The organism is Pseudomonas sp. P135 (genome assembly GCF_020312125.1).
In the GTDB taxonomy this organism is placed as follows: domain Bacteria; phylum Pseudomonadota; class Gammaproteobacteria; order Pseudomonadales; family Pseudomonadaceae; genus Aquipseudomonas; species Aquipseudomonas fragariae.
On sequence record NZ_JAGPYR010000001.1, the window covers coordinates 326,829 to 348,835 of the forward strand.

Genomic DNA, 22,007 nt, shown 5'->3' on the forward strand with positions numbered 1-22,007 from the left:
TAATCCAATGTGGAACGATGGTGCACAAAACAGCCACTAACAGCGCACATCCTTCCGCACTAAAAAACCTACCACACCCCACTAAAAAACATTAATTAATACTAACTTTTTTGTAAATTCTTCATGGAATATTAGAATAATTACTCTGAAAATCCTGATGACAAAAACCAACTAATCTACGCCCACACCCCAAGAGACAACAGCGTTATCTTCATTGATTTTTTTTGTTAGTTAAACGCATGCGTTACACAGCGCCTATTAAACAGGCCCTGCACCTCGCAAGTTTCCGATCACTGAAATGAGCATTTACTTATAGAAAACAGGCAACTAACGACGGTGCAGACCGTGCCTGGCAAGCAGGTTTTAAATACAGGCGTTCAGTCGCCATGCACCTCAGCGCGCACATGAATAGCATCATGACGCCAGTATTCGAGATCGCAATCGATCAACCGGTCTTTGCGGTCGTAATTGACTCGTGCAATGCGCAGGCCCGGACTACCCAGTGAAACCTTCAGTGCTGCGGATGCTTCGCTGTGCAAAGACGTGGGAACCATGTCGAAGCGCACCCGGCCGCAGTGAATGTCGTAGCAGCGGGCGTAGAGTGCGGTCAGCGATTCGTTCAGATCGTGTTCGAGAATGCCGGGGAACAACTCCGGCCTCAGGTAGTGCTCGACATACAGCACCAGGCGCTGATCGATGCGCCGCGCGCGACAGATCTGGATCACGCTCGAAAGCGCCGGCAGTTCCAGCATTTCACAGATCATCGCTGAAGCAGGTTGCAGGCGTGCAGAAAGAAGCTGGGTGTGAGGCACCCTTCCCTGGGCACAGACCATTGCGTGGAAATGGCTGCGCCTGATCAGGTCATAGGCCAGCCGCGGCGGCGAGATGAACCAGCCACGCCGCTCTTCGCGGTAAATCAGCCCCTGCGACTCGAGTTGCAAAAGCGCTTCACGCAAGGTGATGCGCGTGGTGGCGAATACCTCACTGAGCTTGCGCTCTGCAGGCAACTTGCTGCCATGCGGCAACAAACCGTGTTCGATCTGCTCCTGCAGCGCATGGCAAATCGTTGTTACCGCCCGTGGTACATCTTCGCGCATTCCGGTATCCGTCTGGACTAGACCAGCCCTGTTACGAGGCATACATCAGTGCGGTCAACGCCGTTGACTCCCTTGCTGTGAGCCTAGGCCGGGTACATGACTGTCCTGTTACAGGACAAATCACGGTGCATGCCAACTGTGCTGAAAACAGCCCCGAACCCCCTGCTCAGCGCGCACGTTGCGATGGTCTACGCTTAGCGCCAGGCACTGCCAGGGCCCTTGAAAAACGCTTTTGTCTACGCGACACGACACGAAAATGTCATGCAAAAAGCCTAACTTGGCTCAGGTATTGCTGATCTAGACCAAACAATCCGCAACGAACACTTCTTGCAAGAAGTGCACTAGGAGCTCCGAATGAAACATCTTTTGTTGGCATCACTCCTCGGTTCAGCCATGGCAATGAGTTCGCTGGTCATGGCGGCGGACACGGATCTTAAAACGCTGGAGGCTGCGGCCAAGGCTGAAGGCGCAGTCAACAGCCTCGGCATGCCGGATGACTGGGCAAACTGGGGCGGCATCTGGAAAGACCTGGAAGCCAAATACGGCCTCAAGCACATGGACACCGACATGAGTTCGGCCCAGGAGATCGCCAAGTTCGAAGCGGAGAAAGACAACGCCAGCGGTGACATTGGCGACGTAGGCGCAGCATTCGGCCCTATCGCCGCAGCAAAAGGCGTCACCCAGCCTTACAAGCCAACCACCTGGGAGCAGATCCCGACCTGGGCCAAGGACACGGACGGCCACTGGGCGCTGGCCTATACGGGCACCATTGCCTTCATCGTCAACAAAAACCTGCTGCACGGCTCTGATATCCCGAAAAGCTGGGCTGACCTGAAAACCGGCAAATACAAGGTTTCCATCGGCGATGTGAGCACTGCGGCTCAGGCTGCCAACGGTGTACTGGCAGCGGCCATCGCCATGAAAGGTGACGAAAGCAACATCGCGCCGGGCCTGGCACTGTTCACCGATCTGGCCAAACAGAAGCGTCTGTCGCTGGCCAACCCGACCATTCAGACCATCGAGAAAGGCGAAATCGAAGTCGGTGTGGTCTGGGACTTCAATGGCCTGAGCTACAAAGCCAAGATGACCAAACCCGATGATTACGTCGTGCTGATCCCGTCGGACGGCTCGGTGATTTCCGGCTACACCACCATCATCAACAAGTATGCCAAACACCCGAACGCCGCCAAGCTGGCGCGTGAGTACACCTTCAGCGACGCGGGTCAGATCAGGCTGGCAGAAGGCAATGCGCGCCCGATTCGCGTAGAGCACATCAAACTGCCTGAAGATGTTCAAGCCAAGTTGCTGCCGCAAGACCAGTACAAAAACGCCAAGCCGATCAAGAACGCAGACGCCTGGGAGAAAACCTCCAAAGCGCTGCCGCAGATGTGGAACGAGCAGGTCATCATCGAGATGAACTGATCCTCTCCTGCGGCTCAGGGATGAAGTCGTGTACACCGGGCGAGCCAGTCTCGCCCGTTCTTTCAAAGCGAGTTGCCCATGAAACACAACGTCATCCTGATCGTGCTGGACGGCCTCAATTACGAAGTCGCACGCCATGCGATGGGGCATCTTCAAGCCTGGCACGCTGCAGGCAGGGCCGCGCTCTACAAGATCGAATGCGAACTGCCCGCCCTCTCCCGCCCCCTTTACGAATGCATGCTGACCGGCGTTGCGCCCATCGACAGCGGCATCGTGCACAACAACGTATCGCGCCTGTCGAATCAGCGCAGCATCTTTCACTATGCTCGCGACGCCGGACTGAGCACGGCAGCGGCGGCCTATCACTGGGTCAGCGAGCTGTACAACCGCACGCCGTTCGACCCGTCACGCGATCGCCACACCGAGGCAGCGGATCTGCCGATCCAGCACGGGCTGTTCTACTGGGCCGACCACTACCCTGATTCGCACCTGTTCGCCGACGCCGAAAGTCTGCGCCTCAGCCACGCCCCGAACTTTCTGCTGATCCACCCCATGAACATCGACGACGCCGGGCACAAGCACGGCCTCGACACTGCGCAGTACCGCAACAGCGCCCGCAGCGCCGACATCATTCTGGCTGACTATCTGCAACGCTGGCTGGATGCGGGGTATCAGGTGCTGGTAACCGCCGACCACGGCATGAACAACGACCGCTCGCACAACGGGCTGTTGCCGGAAGAGCGTGAAGTACCGCTGTTCGTTATCGGCGATGCCTTCAGCCTGAATGTCGACGCAGCGCCGCGCCAGACCGATCTGTGCGGCACCGTCTGCGAACTGCTGGGCGTGCCCCACGACAAAGCGGTCTGCCGGGAGATCCTCAATTGACGACCTTTTCGCGAGGCAAGTGGCTGGGGCTGTTGTGCCTGCTGCCCTTCGCCGTATTTTTCATCGTGTTTCAGATCGCACCGCTGCTGTGGGTCGCGATTCACAGCCTGCAAAGCGATGCGGGCTGGGGCTGGGAAAACTTCACTCGGGCGTTCAGCTCGAAGTTCTATCGGCAAGCCATTCAGTACAGCCTGGAGATCAGCTTCTGGTCGAGCCTGTTCGGCATCATCATCTCCGTTCTGGGTGCCTATTCGCTGCGCAAGGTGGATTCGCGGCTGCGCGATTTCGTCAATTCATTCGCCAACATGACCAGCAATTTTGCCGGCGTTCCACTGGCGTTCGCGTTCATCATCCTGCTGGGGTTCAACGGCGCGCTCACACTGATTCTCAAGCAGACCGGGATCATTGATGACTTCAACCTGTACTCCAAGACCGGACTGATCATCCTTTATACCTACTTCCAGATCCCCCTCGGCGTGCTGCTGCTCTACCCCGCATTCGATGCCGTGCGCGAAGACTGGAACGAGTCGGCAGCGCTGCTGGGGGCCAGCAGCTATCAGTTCTGGCGCTACATCGGCCTGCCGGTGCTGACCCCGGCGCTGCTCGGCACCTTCGTCATTCTGCTGGCCAATGCGCTCGGCGCGTATGCCACGGTCTACGCGCTGACCACCGGCAATTTCAACGTATTGCCCATCCGTATCGCGGCGATGGTCGCGGGCGATATCACGCTGGACCCGAACATGGCCAGCGCGCTGGCGATGATTCTGGTCGGCCTCATGACCCTGGTCACGGTGGTCCATCAGTGGCTGTTGAGAAGGAGCTACCATGTCACGCGTTGAACGAGGGCCTGCGAGCATTTATCACAAGACGGTGGTCTGCCTGCTGTTCCTGATCCTGTTGCTGCCGCTGGCCGGCACCTTCCTGTACTCGATCGCGACCAGCTGGTCGGCGACCATTCTGCCCAGTGGCCTGACCTTCAAATGGTACGTGGCGCTGTGGAGCGACCCACGCTTTCTGACGGCGTTCGGCCAGTCACTGCTGGTCTGCGTCGGCGCACTGATCCTTTCGGTGGTGCTGATTCTGCCCCTGCTGTTCGTCGTGCATTACTACTTTCCGCGCCTCGACGGGCTGATGAACATCCTCATCCTGCTGCCGTTTGCCGTGCCGCCCGTGGTTTCCTCGGTCGGCCTGCTGCAGCTGTATGGCTCAGGCCCCATGGCGATGGTCGGCACACCGTGGATTCTGATCGGCTGTTACTTCACCGTCGCCCTGCCCTTCATGTACCGCGCCATCACCAACAACCTGCAGGCCATCAACCTGACAGACCTGATGGACGCCGCACGGTTGCTCGGTGCCAGCACCTGGCAGGCGGCGTTCATGGTGGTGCTGCCCAACCTGCGCAAGGGCCTGATGATTGCCCTGCTGCTGTCGTTCTCGTTCCTGTTCGGCGAATTCGTGTTCGCCAACCTGCTGGTCGGCACGCGCTATGAAACCCTGCAGGTGTACCTCAACAACATGCGCAACAGCAGCGGTCACTTCAACAGCGCGCTGGTGATTTCCTATTTCCTCTTCGTGCTGGTGCTGACCTGGGCCGCCAATCGACTGAACAAGGACAAAGACTGAGATGAGTTTTGTCAGCATTGAAAACCTGCAGAAAAGCTACGCCAGCACGTCAGTGTTCAGCGACATCAACTGCAGCATTGCGAAGGGTGAATTCGTTACCTTGCTGGGCCCGTCGGGCTGCGGCAAATCCACGTTATTGCGCTGCATCGCCGGGCTGACCCCGGTCAACAGCGGGCGCATTCTGCTCGATGGCAGCGATCTGGTGCCGCTCACCCCGCAAAAGCGCAACATCGGCATGGTGTTCCAGAGTTACGCGCTGTTTCCCAACATGACCGTCGAGCAAAACGTCGCCTTCGGGCTGCGCATTCAGAAAGTCAGTGCTGACGAGAGTACACGGCGCGTCGCCGAGATTCTGCGCATGGTCGAGCTGCACGATTTTGCCACGCGTTACCCGCATCAGTTGTCCGGCGGGCAATGCCAGCGCGTGGCGCTGGCGCGCTCACTGGTCACTCGTCCGCGTCTGCTGTTGCTCGATGAGCCGCTGTCGGCGCTGGATGCGCGGATTCGCAAGAACCTGCGCGAACAGATCCGTGCCATTCAGCGCGAGCTGGGCCTGACCACCATTTTCGTGACCCACGACCAGGAAGAAGCACTGACCATGTCAGACCGTATCTTCCTGATGAACCAGGGCCGGATCGTGCAGAGCGGCGACGCCGAAACCCTCTACACCGCGCCTGTGGACGTATTCGCCGCAGGCTTCATCGGCAACTACAACCTGCTGGAAGCCGACGACGCCACGCGCCTGATGCAGCGCCCGATCAACAGCCGTGTGGCGATCCGCCCTGAATCGATCCAATTGAGCCTGACCGGCGAACTGGAAGGCGAAATACGCAGTCACAGTCTGCTCGGCAACGTCATCCGTTACCGGGTACAGGCCCGTGGCGTGAAGCTGGTGGTCGACGTACTGAACCGCAGCGCCGACGACCTGCACCCGGACGGAAGGCGTGTAACACTGAACATCGAACCGTCGGCGCTGTGCGCGCTTGACTGACGCAACCGCCGAGCTTTCGCTTTCGCTTGAAGCTTGAAGCTTGAAGCTTGAAGCTAACGTAACCAACACTGAGGATAAGCACACATGCCCCTGGCAATTTTCGACCTGGACGAAACCCTGATCGGTGGTGACTGCGCCACGCTCTGGAGCGAGCAGATGGGTCGCCTGGGCTGGGTTGACTCGACGTCGTTCATGCAACGAAACGACGAACTGATGGCCGCCTACAGCGAGGGCAAGCTCGCGATGGAAGACTACATGGCCTTCAGCCTGGAGCCCATGGCTGGCCGTACCCCCGAAGAAATCGAGCATCTGGTCGGCCCGTGGGTCGAGGACGTCATCGAACCGATCATCTACAGCGACGCCTGCACGTGCATTGCAAAGCACCGCGCCAAGGGTGACCGGATTCTGGTGATCTCGGCTTCGGGCGTGCACCTGGTCAAGCCGATCGCCGAACGCCTCGGCATCGACGAAGTGCTGGGTATCGAGCTGGACGTGCAGCATGGCGTCTACAGCGGGGCCACAGTCGGCGTGCTGACTTATCGGGAAGGCAAGATCACGCGCCTGATGGAGTGGCTGGATGCCGAGGGGGAAAATCTCGAGGGTGCGAGTTTCTATTCGGATTCGCGCAATGACCTGCCGCTGCTGCTCAAGGTTGACCACCCTAACGTGGTCAACCCCGATGCCGTGTTACTGGAACACGCACAGAAAGCAGGCTGGCCGGTGCACGACTGGAGCTGAGTCCAGAGGCGCCGCCGGGTCAGACCAGGCTTTCGTCGATCACCAGCACGATCTTGCCGGACACCGTATTGGTCGCCAGCTCTTCGAACGCCGCTTCGGCATCCTTGATCGCAAAGGATTTCGCCAGTTGCGGCTTGAGGCGGCCTTCAGTGAACAGCGGCCAGACGTGCTGTCCCAGGTCACTGAGCAGGTCGGCCTTGAACGTGTCGTCGCGGCTGCGCAAGGTCGAGCCCATCAACCGGATACGCTTGCCCAGCACATGAGCCAGATCCACTTTCGCCTCGCGGCCGCTCATGACGCCGATCAGCACCCAGCGGCCGTCAAGGGCCAGCAGTTTTACATTGAGCTCGGCATAGCTCGCCCCCACCGGGTCGAGGATGACGTTGAACGGTGCAAAATCGTTCAGGCCTTCAAGACTTTCGCTGCGCACCACGCCGCCCTGAGCACCCAGTTCGACGCAATAGGCCAGCCGTTCGGCCGAGCCGACGCTGACCCAGACCGGGTTACCAAACGCCTTGCAAAGCTGAATCCCGGCTGAACCAACCCCACTTGCTCCAGCGTGCAACAAAACCTTCTCGCCTGGCTTGAGCCCGGCGAGCTCGAACAGGTTCAGCCACGCCGTGGCATAGACCTCGGGAATGGCTGCCGCCTCATGCAGCGACAGCCCTTCCGGCACCGGCAGCACGTGTCGCCCATCGACCACCACTTCTTCGGCCATCGCCCCGCCCGCCAACAGCGCGCAGACGCGGTCTCCAACCACCCAGGACGAACCCGGACCGACTTCGGCGATCACGCCGGAGCACTCCAGACCCAGCGTCTGAGTGACTCCGGGCGGCGGCGGATACTTGCCCTCGCGCTGTAACAGATCGGCACGATTCAAACCTGCCGCAGCCACTTTGATACGTACCTGCCCCACATCGAGGGCCGGACTCGGCTCCTCGACCCATTCCACATGTCCTTCAACGCCTTGCAATGCTTTCACGGTGCCTCCATAGTGAGTCCAGACTGAGCCCGTGGCTGTTTTGCCCGGGCTTTTGCATTATGCGGCCGGGTCCAAAGGAACCGGCGACCTCAAAGACGGCCTAATATGCGTTATCAATTGTCCTCGCGTCGAATCAGCATGAAGCAACTATTCCCCAGCACTGCCCTCGCACTGTTTGTCGGCCTTAGCGTTTTGCCGATGTCAGCCAGTACCTTTGCCGCCAACAGCTGGGATAATCTTCAGCCGGACCGCGATGAAGTGATTGCCAGTCTCAACGTGGTTGAGCTGCTCAAACGACATCACTACAGCAAGCCGCCCCTGGACGACAAGCGTTCAGCGATTATTTACCAGAGCTACATCAAGCAACTGGACCCCTCGCGCAGCTATTTCATGGCCAGCGACATTGCCGAGTTCGACAAATGGCAGTTCCAGTTCGACGACTTCTTGAAAAGTGGCGACCTGAACGCCGGCTTCACCATCTACAAGCGCTATCTGGACCGCGTCAACGCGCGTCTGAACTTCGCGCTGGGCGAGCTGGGCAAGGGCGTCGACAAGCTCGACTTCAATACCAAGGAAACCCTGCTGGTCGACCGCAAGGACGCCGCATGGCCCAAGGATACCGCCGAGCTCGACGAACTGTGGCGCAAGCGCATCAAGGATGAAGTCCTGCGGTTGAAGATTGCAGGCAAGGACCCGGCGAAGATTCAGGAAACCCTGACCAAGCGCTACAAGAATCAGCAGGCGCGTCTGAATCAGACTCGCGCCGAAGATATCTTCCAGGCCTACATCAACACGTTCGCCATGTCCTACGATCCGCACACCAACTACCTGTCACCTGACAGCGCGGAGAACTTCGACATCAACATGAGCCTGTCGCTGGAAGGCATCGGCGCCGTGTTGCAGAGCGATAATGACAACGTGAAGATCGTGCGTCTGGTGCCGGCAGGTCCGGCGGCCAAGACCAAGCAGGTTGCCCCGGCCGACAAGATCGTGGCCGTCGCTCAGGGCGACAAGGAAATGGTCGACGTGATCGGCTGGCGTCTGGATGAAGTGGTCAAGCTGATCCGCGGTCCGAAAGGCTCGGTGGTACGCCTGGAGATCATCCCGGCCAGCAATGCGCCGAACGACCAGACCACCAAGATCGTCGCCATCACCCGTGAAGCGGTGAAACTTGAAGAGCAGGCGGCCAAGAAGTCGATCCTGCACCTCAAGCAGGACGGCAAGGATTACAAGCTCGGGGTCATCGACATTCCGGCCTTCTATCTGGACTTCAAGGCCTACCGTGCCGGCGATCCGGAATACAAGAGCACCACCCGTGACGTGAAGAAACTGCTCACCGAATTGCAGGCCGAGAAGGTCGACGGTGTGGTACTGGATCTGCGCAACAATGGTGGCGGTTCATTGCAGGAAGCCACCGAGCTGACCAGCCTGTTCATCGACAAAGGCCCGACCGTGCTGGTGCGCAATGCCGACGGCAAGGTCGACGTGCTGGAAGACGAAGCCAAGGGCGCGTTCTACAAAGGCCCGATGGCACTGCTGGTCAACCGTCTGTCTGCGTCGGCGTCGGAGATTTTCGCCGGGGCGATGCAGGATTATCACCGCGCGCTGGTGATCGGTGGTCAGACCTTCGGTAAAGGCACCGTGCAGACCATTCAGCCGCTCAATCACGGCGAACTGAAACTGACCCTGGCCAAGTTCTACCGGGTTTCCGGTCAGAGCACCCAGCATCAGGGCGTAGTACCGGACATCACTTACCCGTCGCTTATCGACACCAAGGAAATCGGCGAGAGCGCGCTGCCCGAGGCCATGCCGTGGGACAGCATCAAACCGGCGATCAAGCCGGCGATCGACCCGTTCAGGCCGTTCCTGGCCCAACTGCAGGCGCGTCACGAGGCACGTTCGGCAAAAGACGCCGAGTTCGTGTTCATCGAGGATCGCCTGGCGCTGGCCGAGAAGCTGATGAACGAGAAGACCGTCAGCCTCAATGAAGCCGACCGTCGTGCCGAGCATGCGTCTATCGAAAGCAAGCAACTTGCGCTGGAAAACACCCGCCGCAAGGCCAAGGGTGAAGAACCGCTCAAAGAGCTGAAGAAGGAAGACGAAGACGCGCTGCCGGTGGAAGACGAGAAAACCAAACCCGAGGACGATGCCTATCTGGCAGAGACCGGGCGCATTCTCATCGACTACCTGGGTCTGAGTGCCGCTGTCGCGAAGAAGTAACGCAGGTTCATTGATGGCCATTTAGCTTCAACGTCATCAAACAGTCATGAAGCTGTCGTGAAATACGGGGCTGAACGCGAAAGCGCTCAGCCCTTTTTCATTCTCTTCGAGACGACCATGACCACAACAGAGCAGCTGAGCGCACTGAGTTCCATTCTGGCTCGTGGTGATTTGCACAGTTTGTTCCAACCCATCGTCTCGCTGTCGGAGCACCGGATCCTGGGCTATGAAGCCTTGACCCGCGGCCCGTCCAACAGCGCCCTGCACTCGCCTCTGAACCTGTTCGCCATCGCCCGCCAGGCCGGTCGTCTGAGCGAGCTGGAGTTGAGTTGTCGGGACAGCGCCTGCCGACGTTTCAGTCAGCAGAAGTTGCCGGGCAAGCTGTTTCTCAACGTTTCCCCCGAATCGCTGCTCGAAACCTCGCATCCACCGGGGCGGACTCTGGAGATGCTGCGTCGCTACCACATCGCGCCCAAGGACGTGGTCATCGAGTTGACCGAGCAGATGCCCACCGACGATTTCGACCTGCTGTACAAAGCGTTGCACCACTACCGCGACATGGGCTTTTCCATCGCGCTGGACGATCTGGGTGCCGGTTATTCGAGCTTGCGACTCTGGTCGGAGCTGCGCCCGGACTACGTGAAAATCGATCGGCACTTCATCGACGGCATTCACCAGGATGCGGTGAAGCGCGAATTCGTCGGCTCCATGCTGCAGATGGCCAAGGCCTCCAGAGCGACGGTCATTGCCGAAGGCATCGAATTGCCCGAAGAGCTGGCGACGCTGAAAGACATGGGTGTAAACCTGGTTCAAGGCTATCTGCTGGCCCGACCTCAGGAGCGCCCGCCGCGCGACACCCGCGCCATGCCGCCCAGAACAGAAACCGCAGTAGCGCCGCTCAACGAAGAAGCGGCCGACCTGTCTGCCCTGCTCAATCCGCAGCCATCGGTCAGCCAGTCGACACCCACGGCTGAAGTGCTGGAAGCGTTTCGCAGGCAGGCCAACCTCAATTCTCTGGCGGTGCTGGATGACGACGCCCGACCGTGCGGCATCGTCCACCGGCATTCGTTGTCCGAGGCCCTGCTCAAGCCCTTCGGCACCGAGCTGTTTGCTCGCAAACCGATCAGCCGTCTGATGAGCAGTGACTTTCTCGCCGTGGAGGTCAGCCAGTCGCTGCAACAGGTCAGCCGGCTGTTGACCAGCCGTGCCCGGCAGCGCATCGAGGAGGATTTCATCATCACCTCGAACGGTTCCTATCTGGGCCTCGGACGAGTGATCGACGTGCTCAAGCTGATTACCGAAATGAAGATCCAGCAGGCACGTTACGCCAACCCGCTGACCCTGCTGCCCGGCAACGTTCCGATTCAGCAATGCCTGACTCGACTGCTGCAGCAAGGCCGTGCGTCGATGATCTGCTACGTGGACATCGACAGCTTCAAGCCCTTCAACGACATCTACGGTTATGCGCGTGGCGACGAGGTGCTGCTGTGTCTGGCGCAATGCCTGAACGACCGCATCGATCCGGCCAGGGACTTTGTCGGGCACATCGGCGGGGATGATTTTCTGATGGTGCTGGGCTTTGATGACTGGGAACGACGCCTGAAAACCCTGCTGGATGATTTTCAGAATCAATGCCGGCGTTTCTACCGCGCAGAACACCTGGAAGCCGGTTGTTTCATCGCCCTCAACCGTCAGGGCCAACGCCAGGAATTCCCCCTGCTGTCACTGTCGATTGGCGTGGTGCACTTGCATGAAGCAAGCTGCACGCTGGTCGATGCCAGCCAATTGGCCGACCTCGCTTCACAGGCCAAGCACTTCGCCAAGGATGTCGCCGGCGCCAGCATTCACGTCATCGATTCGACGCGACTGGATTTGTTGATGCAGGCGTGAGCGCCGGCGCCATACCCCTACTGCGCTTGCACTTGCGGATAATTGTATTCAAACACCCGAACCACTTCCGAGGCGTGCCATGACGCTGCCGCGACGCCGTCCGAAGGTCCGGAGAAACGGCCAAGGCGTTCGGCGCACTCGAAAAAACCGGGACGCGGCAGGCGGCTGGCGCCCTGGCTGATGACCAGCGAACTGCGCAAGGGCTGTTCAGCGCGGGCATCCATGGCGGCGAGGTGCTCAAGGGCGGCCGTAAGGGTCTGCATGGCCGGGCTGGGCAGTTGCAGGCGTTCCACCAGAGCGCGATAGGTCAGCAGGTGCCGTTGGCGACGGGCCAGATCGAGCTCATTGAGCAGTCCATCCCAATGCTGACGACTGATGCGCACGCTCACGACTCACCTCGCCAGCCCGGCACTCCAAGCTCCCACGCCAGGCTGCGTTTGATGGCGCCGTCCGGCTGCCGAGTACCGTTCTCGATCAGTTCCAGATAGGACGGGCTGATCCCGACGGTACGCGCCAGACTCGCCGCTTCAAGGCCTTTGGCCTCGCGCAGTGCACGCAATTCATCGAACCCGGGAAGCTCACTGGCGGTGGTGCCGCCAGTCGAGGCAGCCGGCTCGGAAGGCTTGCCGGCCAGGCCGGCGGCCTTGAGCAGTGCTTGATACTGCGCCCAGGGCAGCACGGCGTATTCCGGCTCCCCGTCACGGGATATCACTTGAAGATCCATAGAGTCACCTTGTACTACACGACCGCATACTGATCAGGCTTGATCCATAGGCAGGCATCTTAACAGCGGAACGCCAGGGCTTGTGTTCAATCCGTGATACTTACACCTTACCCCGCTCTTGCTCCAGCAGGGCCTGAGTCTTCGGCAGTTGCTCGACCACGATGAGTTTCTCGGGCGATTGCTGCGCGCGCCATTCACGAAAAGCGTCCAGCTCATTGCTCAGGTGCTTGGTAACCCACGCCAGCACGGCGATGTCATCGAGCATGCCGAGGCCGGGTATCCAGTCGGGGATCGCGTCCAGCGGGCTGAGGAAGTACATCAGACCGGCGACAATGGACAGGATCGCTTTGGGGCTGATGGCGCGGTATTCGCCCCGCCAGTAAGCCAGGCACAAGGCCTGCAGCAAACGCAGGTCTTCCTTGAGTTTGCCAAGACGATTACCTTCACTGTTGCCCTTGCGCGCGACAGCGAACAACAGTCCTGGCAACCGTCCAGCGGCCAGCAAACGCCGGGCTCCGGGCAGATAACGGATAAAATTCCACGGTGCTTTCATACCCACTCCCGTTCAGCAAAATGTCGTTCGATAAAAGCAGATTCGCCGAACCTGCCCGGCCAGTGCCACAAGGTTATCCACAATAATTGTGGATAACCTTGTGAACAGCGGCTTCTTTCCAGCCTCAACCCCCCGTTTTCGGGGGGCCGTAGTCAAATCGGGCGTTTTTTACTCACAAAAAAACTACAAACGTGTGAACCCGACACCCTCTATTAAACGAGTACCTTGATCTTGCCGGACTGTCGGACAATGCCTTTGCATACATCCATGATAGTGGGACTGCCCGGATGGCCAAGCGTTCGGGAAATAAGCCGGACACAAAAACGCCCTGTCGAGACAGGGCGTTTTCTGTAGCCAGGTGGTGCGTTACTTCTTGGCCGGAGCCGAAGCGGCAGGAGCTGCCTCTTCTTCGTCGGCATCAGCACCAGGAGTCGGTGCCGCTGCAGGGTCCTTGATACCCAGCAGTTCAAGATCGAACACCAGTACCGAGTTGGCCGGGATCGCCGGGCTCGGGCTCTGTGCGCCGTAAGCCAGATCACTCGGGATGAAGAGTTTGATCTTCTCGCCGACGTGCATCAGTTGCAGACCTTCGACCCAACCCGGAATCACACCGCCAACCGGCAGGTCGATCGGGCTGCCGCGCTCAACGGAACTGTCGAAGACCTTGCCGTCGATCAGCTTGCCTTCGTAGTGAACAGTCACAACATCGGTAGGCTTGGGCTGAGCGCCATCGGCTTTCTTGATGATCTGATACTGCAGGCCGGAAGCGGTGGTGACCACGCCGTCCTTCTTACCGTTCTCTTCGAGGAACTTCTTGCCAGCGGCAGAAGCCTCTTCGCTCATCTTCGCCAGACGCTCTTCGGAACGCTTTTGCAGCGCGGAGAAGGCTTCAACCAGCTCTTCGTCCTTGAGTTTCTGATCTTTCTTGCCAACAGCATCTTCGATACCCAGGGCTACAGCCTTGGAATCCAGATCATCCATACCTTCCTGAGCCAGGCTTTTGCCCATGTTCAGACCGATGCCATAAGACGCTTTTTGTGCTGGGGTTTTCAGCTCTACGGTGCTGGCTTGCTTGTCACAACCTGCGAGTACCAGACCGACCAGGGCAATCGCCGCTGCCAACCGATGCTGTTTCATGCTAATTCCTTGTTCATGCGCCAAAAGGGCAAACGAGTAAAGCCGCGAGCTTATCAGGCCGCCGCGATCAATGGCTACCGGCATGAGAGGGAGAAAACGCCGATAAGTTCAGGTATCCAAAGGTTTTCCCGGATCTGTACCGCATTGTTCAGTTGCAGTTCAGTTTGTGATTCGCGAAGGCAAGGCGCTGGCTCGCTGCACAGGGCTCAGGCCACGGGACTGATCACACCGGCATCAGGCCAGCGCTCACTGGTCTGCAGCACGCGCAGAAGCCCGGCCCGCGCCACTCGAAGGGCGAAATCCTGCACGCTGAGGTTACCGGCAGCGAGTTGCGCTTGAACGGACTCGGCCCCGGAGTACACTCGCGATACGCTTTGCAACAGTTGAAACTCCTCGGCGGACTGGCTTGGGGTGTAACAGAGCAGTGCGCCGTCGGCTGCCGAGAAATAAACCGCCGACATCTCGAAACCATAGCGAATCGGCAGGCCTTTACGGCGTTGTGCCGGTTTGTGCCGGTAACTGAACATCCGATGCAGGTCATCCGGCTCGAAGAAATCGTTGATGACGTCACGTCCGCCCTCGACGGCCAGATTGGCTGAGCAGAAATACATGCCGTCCACACGGTAGCCGTCAGGTAATGCAGGCCGATAATAGACATCGGGATGAAATGCCGAACACGGTGCATACACCGGCATGCCGTCATCGAGAATCGGCTCGGCAATCCGATAGGCTCGTGCGACCGGATTGAACAGAAGAAAACCGATGATCTGCGAATGAATACGACTGCCGATACGGCCATGTGCGTAACGTGCAGCCTCATCGGCACTGTTGAACGGCGCGCTGAGGCTCAGAGGTCGGGGTGGCCATTGCGCTTCGCAGCTTGCAGGCGATTTGGCGGGAGGTGTACGAGCGGCAGCATCGTCCGGGTAAGGCTGCCAGTCGGCCGGCACTTTGCCTGCCTGCCCCCACAGGCGGCTGGGCACTATCACGTGCAGATCCCCGGCACCGGCCAGCAGGCGGACCACATCACTGGGCATCATGCTCAGGTTCTGCAGCGCCTTGTGGATCTGGCTGAGTTCACACAGGTGCGGCATGCTGCGCGGGCCGGAGACGCGCGCAAACAATGTGTCTTCGGCGGCAGAGCGCGACAGCGTGTACTTGATCAGGGAGCCGTCAGGCCCGGATAGATACGTCGCCGCACACACCTCCTGATCATCGATCACCGCATAAATGTCGCCGACTGAAAAACTGTTCGGGTACGTGACCTTTTCACTCTCCGGCCACTCGTCCAGCCCGGCCTGCAGTGACGGATGAGAATGGTAGACCGCATAGTCGTCATGCCCTTGCGGGTAGAGCACGTAACCTTCCTGGTCATTGCGCGGGAAGACTTCATTGGGATCGAAGCTGAACTCGCTGCCGTTCATGGGTTCGGTCGCGATGTATTTACCATCCTTGCGAACCAGAATGAAACCACCGTATTCGCGATCACGCCGATTGCCGATCCGCTCGTGGGCATAACGCGCCGCATCATCAGGATGATCGAACGGCGCGCTGAGCGCCGGCATGCCGGGGTGGTGATCGATGGATCGTTTGTAGCGCCTTTTTCTGGGGTGCATGCGGGGCTCCTTGGAAGCCTGACTGATTGAGTCATGAGCGTAAGGAAACCCGAGACGGCAAGTGACATAGATGAATATGACGTTACGTACGCCTGCCGGCGCCGAACAACATGAAATTAAAGATAATTTTTAAGCATCCCGGGATGTGCTTCGATCCGCGGCGTGGGCGAATCGGCCCAGACCCTGCATCGACCATCGCGACTGGCGACCAGGGCTCACGCAGTTTGTCGTGCTCAGGAACATTTTTATGCAACCGACCACTCGTTTTCGCTCAACGCGCTCGACGGCTCGCCAGTTGGCAAGCCTGGCCGTAATCGCCGCCGCAGCCATGTTGCCGGTCAGCGCAGCCTATGCCGCCAAGAAGCCGCCGTTGGTTGTCACTGAGGGCATCAAGGCCTACCGCCTGTGCACAGGCCCCGACAATCTGTCACACGTCATCGAGGGTTCGATCGATCAAAAAGCCATGACCGATGTCAGCGCCCTGCACTTCAAGGAAACCCCGGCACACTCGACCTTTGACTGGCATCCGGCCCCCGAAGAGCAGTACGTGATCACCCTGTCCGGCACGCTGGAATTTTCCACCACCGGCGGCGAGAACTTTATCCTGCACCCTGGGGAAGTATTGCTGGCGCAGGACACCACCGGCCCCGGCCATCGCTGGAAACTGATCGACGATCAGCCGTGGCGACGTGCGTATATCATCACCAAGCCAGGCGAAAAAGGCGCGTTCGTGCCGAAGGACGGAGCGCCTGCGAAGGGCTGCTGATGCAGTGATGCAACCGCCCTCATCGAGCGCGATTACATCGACGCATCAGCCGCCGGCTCGGAAATTTCGATCAGGTTCAGATCCGGATCACGCACATACACCGACCAGATCGGCCCGGTAGCACCGGTGCGCTCGACCGGACCTTCGACGATCGGCCAGTCCTGCTCCTGCAGGTGCACAATCACCTGCTCCAGCGGGATGGTGGCGATGAAACACAGATCCAGCGCACCCGGCACCGGCAAGTGAGCCTTGGGCTCGAACTCCTTGCCGCGTTCATGGACGTTGATTTTCTGATTGCCGAAGCGAAATGCCAGACGCCCCTGACGAAAGCGTTCAGGGGTCATGCCCAGAACGCGTACGTAAAAATCCTTGCAGGCGTCGATATCGGCAGTGGTCAGTACCAGATGGTCCAGATGATCAATCACGGGATCAGCTCCGTTTGGAATAGAGTTCTGTTTACGACAATGGTCAGGTTTCGGATCAGATAATGCCAAGCCGACGCCACTCGGCACGGGTGGCAGCGTCGATGCCATGCGCTTCAAGCACAGCATCGGTGTGTTGACCGAGTGTTGGCGCAGACGATCGTACCTGCCCCGGCGTGTCTTGAAGTTTAGGCACAATACCCGGGAGGGTGACGGGCGTTCCGTCATCCAGCGTGCCCTGCAATAGCATGTCCCGCGCCCGATAATGCGGGTCACTGGCGATATCGGCTGCGTCGTAGATCTTGCCTGCCGGAATACGGGCCTCGTTGAGCGCTGCAAGAACTTCGTCCATCGAGCGTTCGGCGGTCCAGGTCGAGATGGCCGCATCGATGCGCGCCACGTGCCTGACCCGCCCGTCGTTGTGCTCAAGCTCGGGGTCGCTGGCCAGGTCCGCGCGGCCGATCTTTTCCATCAGGCGCCGGAAGATACTGTCGCCATTGCCCGCGATCAACGCGTACTTGCCGTCATTGCAGCGGTAGGCATTGCTCGGCGCGATGCCTGGCAGGCTGCTGCCAGCCGGCTCGCGGACAGTATCGAATACCGAATACTCGGGAATCAGGCTTTCCATCATGTTGAACACTGACTCGTACAATGCGACATCTATCTGCTGCCCGTCGCCGCCATTCTGCTCGCGATGACGAAGCGCCAGCAGAATGCCGATCACACCGTGCAGCGCAGACAGCGAATCGCCAATCGATACGCCGACACGCACTGGCGTGCGCCCTGCCTCACCCGACAGATGACGCAGACCGCCCATGGCCTCACCGATCACGCCAAAACCCGGCCGGTCGCGATACGGCCCGGTCTGCCCGTAGCCGGAGACACGCAGCATGATCAGTTTCGGATTGAGGGCGTGCAGCGCTTCCCAGCTCAACCCCCAGCCTTCAAGTGTGCCGGGGCGGAAGTTCTCGACCAGTACATCGGCATCGCGGATCAGGCGCCGTGCCATCTCCTGCGCCTGAGGCTGGCGCAGATCGAGGGTTACCGACTGTTTGTTGCGGGACTGCACCGCCCACCAGACGGACGTGCCGTTATGCAGCAAACGCCATTTGCGCAGGGGATCACCGGTCAATGGCGGCTCGACCTTGATGACCTCGGCACCGAACTCGGCGAGAATCTTCGTCGCGAACGGCCCGGCAATGAGCTGACCCAGTTCCACCACCTTGATGCCCTGAAGAGGCAGGCTCATGACACGTCCTTTCTTGTTGGGAGGTGGAGGAATGATCTGCGCAAATGCGCTGGATGGAAAGCCGGAAGGTGCGCCTCCAGATCAGACCGCCGTAAAAAACCCCGCACCAGGCGGGGTTCATTGAATCAATTACTGCAGGCCAACTGGAAACTCATTGAGGAGTCACCCGAAGCCCCCCGCTTACCGACCATAAGTCCCAATACATTGACCTGTTCTGTTGTCGCAGCGCCGCCCAACTTGGCGTGCCCGTAGAACAGCCGCTCATGATCACTGGTATCAATGGAAGACACCGAGCAGAACCCTGGAGACTTTTTAAACTGCCCTTCCTTGAAGAGCACTTTATACGTCGCGAAGTAGTCTTTCTGGCTGCTGTAACTTACAGACTTGATCCAGGGCGACGACTGAGCAACGATATTGCCGTGCTGGTCGATGGTCGCCGTGTGCAGTACTGGCTTGGCCAGCGCGCTCGCAGAGAGGATCAAGGCCGTAGTGCCTACAAACAGTTTAAAACGATTTTTCATAGTCATTCCTTTGCTCATTATCGTATCAGACCGCCTCGATTCGGCGGTCGGTCTGGATTAATTATCTGGGATCATCAAAAAACGTTTAATGTCTGGATACCCCATCAACCCATTCAGCTAATACCAGCAAAGAGGATAAATCAAGCGCTCACCGAGCGCTAACTAACAAGCCTGGTTTAAACTTCACTAATTAAGGACATTACTTACATTCGCGAAGAATAATTCTTACAGAACTTCAATAGAACTGCCGCGGGGGCATTGCACGAGGGGGTTGGAATTTCCAAACGGCAGAAAGCAGAAAGCCCGCACTGGGCGGGCTTTCTGTTTGCTTCAAGGAGTTCAAGGGCCTTGAAGCGGAATATGGCGCAGCGGACGGGACTCGAACCCGCGACCCCCGGCGTGACAGGCCGGTATTCTAACCGACTGAACTACCGCTGCGCGTAACACTAAAAGCGAGTTTGGTGGGTGATGACGGGATCGAACCGCCGACCCGCTGCTTGTAAGGCAGCTGCTCTCCCAGCTGAGCTAATCACCCTTCACTCTCGGTGTGGCGCGCATTCTACGGAGCGACTTGTACTCTGGCAAGCACTTTTTTAAATAATTTTTATAATCCTTCCAAAGGCTTACAAACGCTCTGTACAGGGTTGGCCCCAGCGGCTGAGGAGCGAATAATGCCCGCCTTTGTATAGAAAGAGAGATTCACCTCATGTGGTTCAAAAACCTGCTTGTCTATCGCCTGACCCAGGACGTGCCTTTTGATGCCGAAGCGCTGGAGACAGCACTGGCGACCAAGCCGGCGCGCGCCTGCGCCAGCCAAGAGGTAGCCACCTATGGTTTCGTCGCTCCTTTCGGCAAGGGCGAAGACGCTCCATTGGTACACATCAGTCAGGACTTCATGCTGATCGCAGCACGCAAGGAAGAACGCATTCTGCCGGGCAGCGTCGTGCGTGACGCGCTCAAGGAAAAGGTCGACGAGATCGAAGCCGAGCAGATGCGCAAGGTCTACAAGAAGGAACGCGATCAGCTCAAGGATGAAATCATCCAGGCGTTCCTGCCGCGTGCGTTTATCCGTCGCTCCGCCACTTTCGCCGCCATCGCGCCGAAACAGGGCCTGATCCTGGTCAATGCCTCCAGCCCGAAACGCGCCGAGGACCTGTTGTCGACCCTGCGCGAAGTCATCGGCTCGCTGCCGGTACGTCCGCTGACGGTCAAGGTTTCACCGAGTGCGACCATGACCGACTGGGTCAAGACCCAGAAAGCGGCCGACAACTTCTTCGTGCTGGACGAGTGCGAGCTGCGCGACACCCATGAAGATGGCGGCATCGTGCGCTGCAAGCGTCAGGACCTGACCGGCGACGAAATCCAGCTGCACCTGAGCACAGGCAAGGTCGTGACCCAACTGTCGCTGGCCTGGCAGGACAAGCTGTCGTTCGTGCTGGACGATAAACTGGTGGTCAAGCGTCTGAAGTTCGAGGACCTGCTGCAGGATCAGGCCGAACAGGACGGTGGCGACGAAGCGTTGGGGCAACTGGACGCCAGCTTCACGCTGATGATGCTGACCTTCGGCGAGTTCCTGCCGGAGCTGTTCGAGGCATTGGGCGGCGAAGAGATTCCGCAGGGCATCTGATACCCGCTCTTGCAGCACTGCCGCTCGAAACACCGCGCCGTCTCGTCAGACGGCGCATTCATTTCACCCCGGTTATTCAACAATAAGGAACAGGCCATGCGTGCGTTGGCAGCCTTGAGTCGTTTTGTCGGCAACACGTTTGCCTACTGGGTTTTGCTGTTCGCCATTCTGGCATTTCTGTTTCCGCAGGCATTCATTGGCCTTAAGAGCTGGATCGTGCCGCTGCTGGGGCTGGTCATGTTCGGCATGGGCCTGACCCTGAAACTCGAAGACTTCTCTGAAGTGGCGCGTAACCCGTGGCGAGTGGCGCTGGGTGTGATCGCGCACTTTGTGATCATGCCCGGTGTGGCCTGGTTGCTGTGCCAGGTGTTTCAACTGCCGCCGGAGATCGCCGTGGGTGTGATTCTGGTCGGCTGCTGTCCGAGCGGCACTTCATCCAACGTCATGGCCTGGCTGGCAAAGGGTGATCTGGCGCTGGCGGTGGCAATCGCTGCGGTCACTACCCTGCTCGCCCCGCTGCTGACCCCGACCTTGATCTGGGTCCTGGCGTCGGCGTGGCTGCCGGTGTCCTTTCTGGATATGTTCTGGTCGATCCTGCAACTGGTCATGCTGCCGATTGTGTTGGGCGTGATTGCCCAGCGTCTGTTGGGCGCGCGGGTCAGCTATGCGGTCGATGTGCTGCCGCTGGTGTCGGTGGTCAGTATTGTGATGATCGTCTGCGCGGTGGTCGCCGCCAGTCAGGCGAAAATCGCTGAATCCGGCCTGCTGATCATGGCGGTGGTGATTCTGCATAACACGTTCGGTTTTCTGCTGGGTTATTTCACTGGCAAGGTTTTCAAGCTGCCATTGGCGCAACGCAAGTCGCTGGCGCTGGAGGTCGGTATGCAGAACTCGGGGCTGGGCGCTGCGCTGGCCAGTGCACATTTTTCGCCGCTGGCGGCGGTGCCAAGTGCGCTGTTCAGTGTCTGGCACAATATTTCCGGGGCGTTGCTGTCGACGTATTTCAGGAAGATGCCGGAGGAAGAGAATACGTCCGTCCGTTGATGCCAGTTGACTATCGTTCCTCACGCTCCAGTGAACTGCCCCCAAAAAGTTGGACGGTTGACTATCGTTCCCATGCTCCGCGTGGGAATGCAGTTCGTGACGCTCTGCGTCACACGGCGGTTCTGCGGTGTCAGGTGGATCGGGGTTCGGCTCAGGTCACCTTTTCGCCCCTCGGCGACTTACTTTGATGGGGCCAAAGTAAGCAAACCCCCTGGCTCCGTTTCCGGCCCGACTTCGTCGGGTTCCTTCGCCCTGTCACTGATCCGGGGGGTCGCCGCAACGCGCCATCCATGGCACGGTGCGGCTTGCCTGGCGTCCTGCCAGGCTACCCCCGGATCAGCGCCAGGACTCAGCCGTCACTAACGTCGCACTCTGCGTCGCCTGTGCCATCGTGGTTGAAAAGCGCTTCAGAGCAATTTGGCTAAATACACGGCTCGGGAACTGATGACTATCGTGCCAATGCGGAGTGATTGGCACGTCAGTCGTACGGAGCGCCGGCG

The 22,007-nt window shown here is 59.0% G+C and carries 21 protein-coding genes and 2 tRNA genes; 11 read left to right on the forward strand and 12 right to left on the reverse strand.

The window, feature by feature from the left end; all coding sequences use genetic code 11:
• Nucleotides 1–377: 377 nt before the first annotated feature.
• The gene (locus KBY08_RS01355; RefSeq protein ID WP_024639961.1) at nt 378–1,097 is read right to left on the reverse strand and encodes a UTRA domain-containing protein; all 720 of its coding nucleotides are present in this window, start codon (nt 1,095–1,097) and stop codon (nt 378–380) included.
• A 354-nt stretch (nt 1,098–1,451) separates the two neighbouring features.
• On the opposite strand from KBY08_RS01355, the gene KBY08_RS01360 reads away from it, so the two are divergent.
• The 6 genes from KBY08_RS01360 to KBY08_RS01385 all read left to right on the forward strand — a co-directional run bounded on the left by KBY08_RS01360 (nt 1,452) and on the right by KBY08_RS01385 (nt 6,756).
• On the forward strand, nt 1,452–2,519 hold the full coding sequence (locus KBY08_RS01360; protein WP_011267124.1) for an ABC transporter substrate-binding protein: 1,068 nt from the start codon (nt 1,452–1,454) through the stop codon (nt 2,517–2,519).
• A 78-nt stretch (nt 2,520–2,597) separates the two neighbouring features.
• Nucleotides 2,598–3,404 (forward strand): alkaline phosphatase family protein, encoded by an 807-nt coding sequence (locus tag KBY08_RS01365; RefSeq protein WP_111522020.1) that lies wholly within the window; start codon nt 2,598–2,600, stop codon nt 3,402–3,404.
• Nucleotides 3,401–4,243 carry an ABC transporter permease gene (locus tag KBY08_RS01370; RefSeq protein WP_003421288.1) on the forward strand — a complete coding sequence of 281 codons (843 nt, stop codon included), beginning with the start codon at nt 3,401–3,403 and terminating at the stop codon, nt 4,241–4,243. The genes KBY08_RS01365 and KBY08_RS01370 overlap by 4 nt, the downstream gene beginning before the upstream one ends.
• The gene (locus KBY08_RS01375) at nt 4,230–5,027 is read left to right on the forward strand and encodes an ABC transporter permease (RefSeq protein WP_004408565.1); all 798 of its coding nucleotides are present in this window, start codon (nt 4,230–4,232) and stop codon (nt 5,025–5,027) included. The genes KBY08_RS01370 and KBY08_RS01375 overlap by 14 nt, the downstream gene beginning before the upstream one ends.
• A 1-nt stretch (nt 5,028) precedes the next feature.
• Nucleotides 5,029–6,018, forward strand: coding sequence for an ABC transporter ATP-binding protein (locus KBY08_RS01380; protein ID WP_011267122.1), 990 nt, complete (start codon nt 5,029–5,031; stop codon nt 6,016–6,018).
• An 84-nt stretch (nt 6,019–6,102) separates the two neighbouring features.
• On the forward strand, nt 6,103–6,756 hold the full coding sequence (locus tag KBY08_RS01385; protein ID WP_024643192.1) for an HAD family hydrolase: 654 nt from the start codon (nt 6,103–6,105) through the stop codon (nt 6,754–6,756).
• A 19-nt stretch (nt 6,757–6,775) separates the two neighbouring features.
• Here the strand turns inward: KBY08_RS01385 and KBY08_RS01390 are convergent, their stop codons facing one another.
• Nucleotides 6,776–7,738, reverse strand: coding sequence for an NAD(P)H-quinone oxidoreductase (locus tag KBY08_RS01390; RefSeq protein WP_024643193.1), 963 nt, complete (start codon nt 7,736–7,738; stop codon nt 6,776–6,778).
• 138 nt (nt 7,739–7,876) lie between these two features.
• Here KBY08_RS01390 and KBY08_RS01395 point away from each other — a divergent pair, with 138 nt between their 5' ends.
• Both KBY08_RS01395 and KBY08_RS01400 read left to right on the forward strand, forming a co-directional pair.
• Nucleotides 7,877–9,958, forward strand: a complete 2,082-nt coding sequence (locus KBY08_RS01395; protein ID WP_177410911.1) for a carboxy terminal-processing peptidase — start codon at nt 7,877–7,879, stop codon at nt 9,956–9,958.
• Nucleotides 9,959–10,075: 117 nt separating this feature from the next.
• Nucleotides 10,076–11,848 carry a GGDEF domain-containing protein gene (locus KBY08_RS01400; protein WP_225651075.1) on the forward strand — a complete coding sequence of 591 codons (1,773 nt, stop codon included), beginning with the start codon at nt 10,076–10,078 and terminating at the stop codon, nt 11,846–11,848.
• A 17-nt stretch (nt 11,849–11,865) separates the two neighbouring features.
• Here the strand turns inward: KBY08_RS01400 and KBY08_RS01405 are convergent, their stop codons facing one another.
• The 5 genes from KBY08_RS01405 to KBY08_RS01425 all read right to left on the reverse strand — a co-directional run bounded on the left by KBY08_RS01405 (nt 11,866) and on the right by KBY08_RS01425 (nt 15,878).
• On the reverse strand, nt 11,866–12,237 hold the full coding sequence (locus KBY08_RS01405; protein WP_024661202.1) for a hypothetical protein: 372 nt from the start codon (nt 12,235–12,237) through the stop codon (nt 11,866–11,868).
• Nucleotides 12,234–12,572, reverse strand: a complete 339-nt coding sequence (locus tag KBY08_RS01410) for a helix-turn-helix domain-containing protein (RefSeq protein WP_011267116.1) — start codon at nt 12,570–12,572, stop codon at nt 12,234–12,236. The genes KBY08_RS01405 and KBY08_RS01410 overlap by 4 nt, the downstream gene beginning before the upstream one ends.
• A gap of 100 nt (nt 12,573–12,672) precedes the next feature.
• Entirely contained in the window at nt 12,673–13,125 is a 453-nt protein-coding gene (locus KBY08_RS01415) for a YkvA family protein (RefSeq protein WP_004408555.1), read from the reverse strand.
• Between the two features lie 366 nt (nt 13,126–13,491).
• Entirely contained in the window at nt 13,492–14,262 is a 771-nt protein-coding gene (locus KBY08_RS01420) for an FKBP-type peptidyl-prolyl cis-trans isomerase (RefSeq protein ID WP_003346532.1), read from the reverse strand.
• Nucleotides 14,263–14,468: 206 nt separating this feature from the next.
• Nucleotides 14,469–15,878, reverse strand: a complete 1,410-nt coding sequence (locus tag KBY08_RS01425) for a DUF4329 domain-containing protein (RefSeq protein WP_225651076.1) — start codon at nt 15,876–15,878, stop codon at nt 14,469–14,471.
• Between the two features lie 247 nt (nt 15,879–16,125).
• Here KBY08_RS01425 and KBY08_RS01430 point away from each other — a divergent pair, with 247 nt between their 5' ends.
• Nucleotides 16,126–16,644, forward strand: a complete 519-nt coding sequence (locus KBY08_RS01430; RefSeq protein ID WP_004408551.1) for a hypothetical protein — start codon at nt 16,126–16,128, stop codon at nt 16,642–16,644.
• Nucleotides 16,645–16,676: 32 nt separating this feature from the next.
• On the opposite strand, the gene KBY08_RS01435 is transcribed toward KBY08_RS01430, so the two are convergent.
• The 5 genes from KBY08_RS01435 to KBY08_RS01455 all read right to left on the reverse strand — a co-directional run bounded on the left by KBY08_RS01435 (nt 16,677) and on the right by KBY08_RS01455 (nt 19,371).
• A complete protein-coding gene (locus KBY08_RS01435) occupies nt 16,677–17,069 on the reverse strand; it encodes a VOC family protein (protein WP_003346527.1) in 393 nt (130 codons plus the stop codon).
• A 55-nt stretch (nt 17,070–17,124) separates the two neighbouring features.
• Nucleotides 17,125–18,315: a CaiB/BaiF CoA transferase family protein gene (locus tag KBY08_RS01440; RefSeq protein ID WP_054092775.1), complete on the reverse strand. Its 1,191-nt coding sequence runs from the start codon at nt 18,313–18,315 to the stop codon at nt 17,125–17,127.
• A gap of 125 nt (nt 18,316–18,440) precedes the next feature.
• The gene (locus KBY08_RS01445; RefSeq protein ID WP_011267113.1) at nt 18,441–18,836 is read right to left on the reverse strand and encodes a hypothetical protein; all 396 of its coding nucleotides are present in this window, start codon (nt 18,834–18,836) and stop codon (nt 18,441–18,443) included.
• Between the two features lie 361 nt (nt 18,837–19,197).
• Nucleotides 19,198–19,274, reverse strand: a tRNA-Asp gene (locus KBY08_RS01450).
• A gap of 21 nt (nt 19,275–19,295) precedes the next feature.
• Nucleotides 19,296–19,371, reverse strand: a tRNA-Val gene (locus KBY08_RS01455).
• Nucleotides 19,372–19,542: 171 nt separating this feature from the next.
• Here KBY08_RS01455 and rdgC point away from each other — a divergent pair.
• Both rdgC and KBY08_RS01465 read left to right on the forward strand, forming a co-directional pair.
• Nucleotides 19,543–20,463 carry a recombination-associated protein RdgC gene (gene rdgC, locus KBY08_RS01460; RefSeq protein WP_003317427.1) on the forward strand — a complete coding sequence of 307 codons (921 nt, stop codon included), beginning with the start codon at nt 19,543–19,545 and terminating at the stop codon, nt 20,461–20,463.
• A 96-nt stretch (nt 20,464–20,559) separates the two neighbouring features.
• Complete coding sequence (locus KBY08_RS01465; RefSeq protein ID WP_104652687.1) at nt 20,560–21,507, forward strand: bile acid:sodium symporter family protein; 948 nt, start codon at nt 20,560–20,562, stop codon at nt 21,505–21,507.
• The last annotated feature ends 500 nt before the right edge of the window (nt 21,508–22,007 follow it).

Excerpts from the sequence above, each read along its gene's own strand:
- KBY08_RS01380 (WP_011267122.1), top strand. The coding sequence starts at position 5,029 with ATGAGTTTTGTCAGCATTGAAAACCTGCAGAAAAGCTACGCCAGCACG.
- KBY08_RS01415 (WP_004408555.1), bottom strand. The coding sequence starts at position 13,125 with ATGAAAGCACCGTGGAATTTTATCCGTTATCTGCCCGGAGCCCGGCGT.
- KBY08_RS01375 (WP_004408565.1), top strand. The coding sequence starts at position 4,230 with ATGTCACGCGTTGAACGAGGGCCTGCGAGCATTTATCACAAGACGGTG.
- rdgC (WP_003317427.1), top strand. The coding sequence starts at position 19,543 with ATGTGGTTCAAAAACCTGCTTGTCTATCGCCTGACCCAGGACGTGCCT.
- KBY08_RS01440 (WP_054092775.1), bottom strand. The coding sequence starts at position 18,315 with ATGAGCCTGCCTCTTCAGGGCATCAAGGTGGTGGAACTGGGTCAGCTC.
- KBY08_RS01445 (WP_011267113.1), bottom strand. The coding sequence starts at position 18,836 with ATGAAAAATCGTTTTAAACTGTTTGTAGGCACTACGGCCTTGATCCTC.
- KBY08_RS01410 (WP_011267116.1), bottom strand. The coding sequence starts at position 12,572 with ATGGATCTTCAAGTGATATCCCGTGACGGGGAGCCGGAATACGCCGTG.
- KBY08_RS01425 (WP_225651076.1), bottom strand. The coding sequence starts at position 15,878 with ATGCACCCCAGAAAAAGGCGCTACAAACGATCCATCGATCACCACCCC.
- KBY08_RS01465 (WP_104652687.1), top strand. The coding sequence starts at position 20,560 with ATGCGTGCGTTGGCAGCCTTGAGTCGTTTTGTCGGCAACACGTTTGCC.
- KBY08_RS01355 (WP_024639961.1), bottom strand. The coding sequence starts at position 1,097 with ATGCGCGAAGATGTACCACGGGCGGTAACAACGATTTGCCATGCGCTG.
- KBY08_RS01400 (WP_225651075.1), top strand. The coding sequence starts at position 10,076 with ATGACCACAACAGAGCAGCTGAGCGCACTGAGTTCCATTCTGGCTCGT.
- KBY08_RS01365 (WP_111522020.1), top strand. The coding sequence starts at position 2,598 with ATGAAACACAACGTCATCCTGATCGTGCTGGACGGCCTCAATTACGAA.
- KBY08_RS01430 (WP_004408551.1), top strand. The coding sequence starts at position 16,126 with ATGCAACCGACCACTCGTTTTCGCTCAACGCGCTCGACGGCTCGCCAG.
- KBY08_RS01385 (WP_024643192.1), top strand. The coding sequence starts at position 6,103 with ATGCCCCTGGCAATTTTCGACCTGGACGAAACCCTGATCGGTGGTGAC.
- KBY08_RS01395 (WP_177410911.1), top strand. The coding sequence starts at position 7,877 with ATGAAGCAACTATTCCCCAGCACTGCCCTCGCACTGTTTGTCGGCCTT.
- KBY08_RS01360 (WP_011267124.1), top strand. The coding sequence starts at position 1,452 with ATGAAACATCTTTTGTTGGCATCACTCCTCGGTTCAGCCATGGCAATG.
- KBY08_RS01420 (WP_003346532.1), bottom strand. The coding sequence starts at position 14,262 with ATGAAACAGCATCGGTTGGCAGCGGCGATTGCCCTGGTCGGTCTGGTA.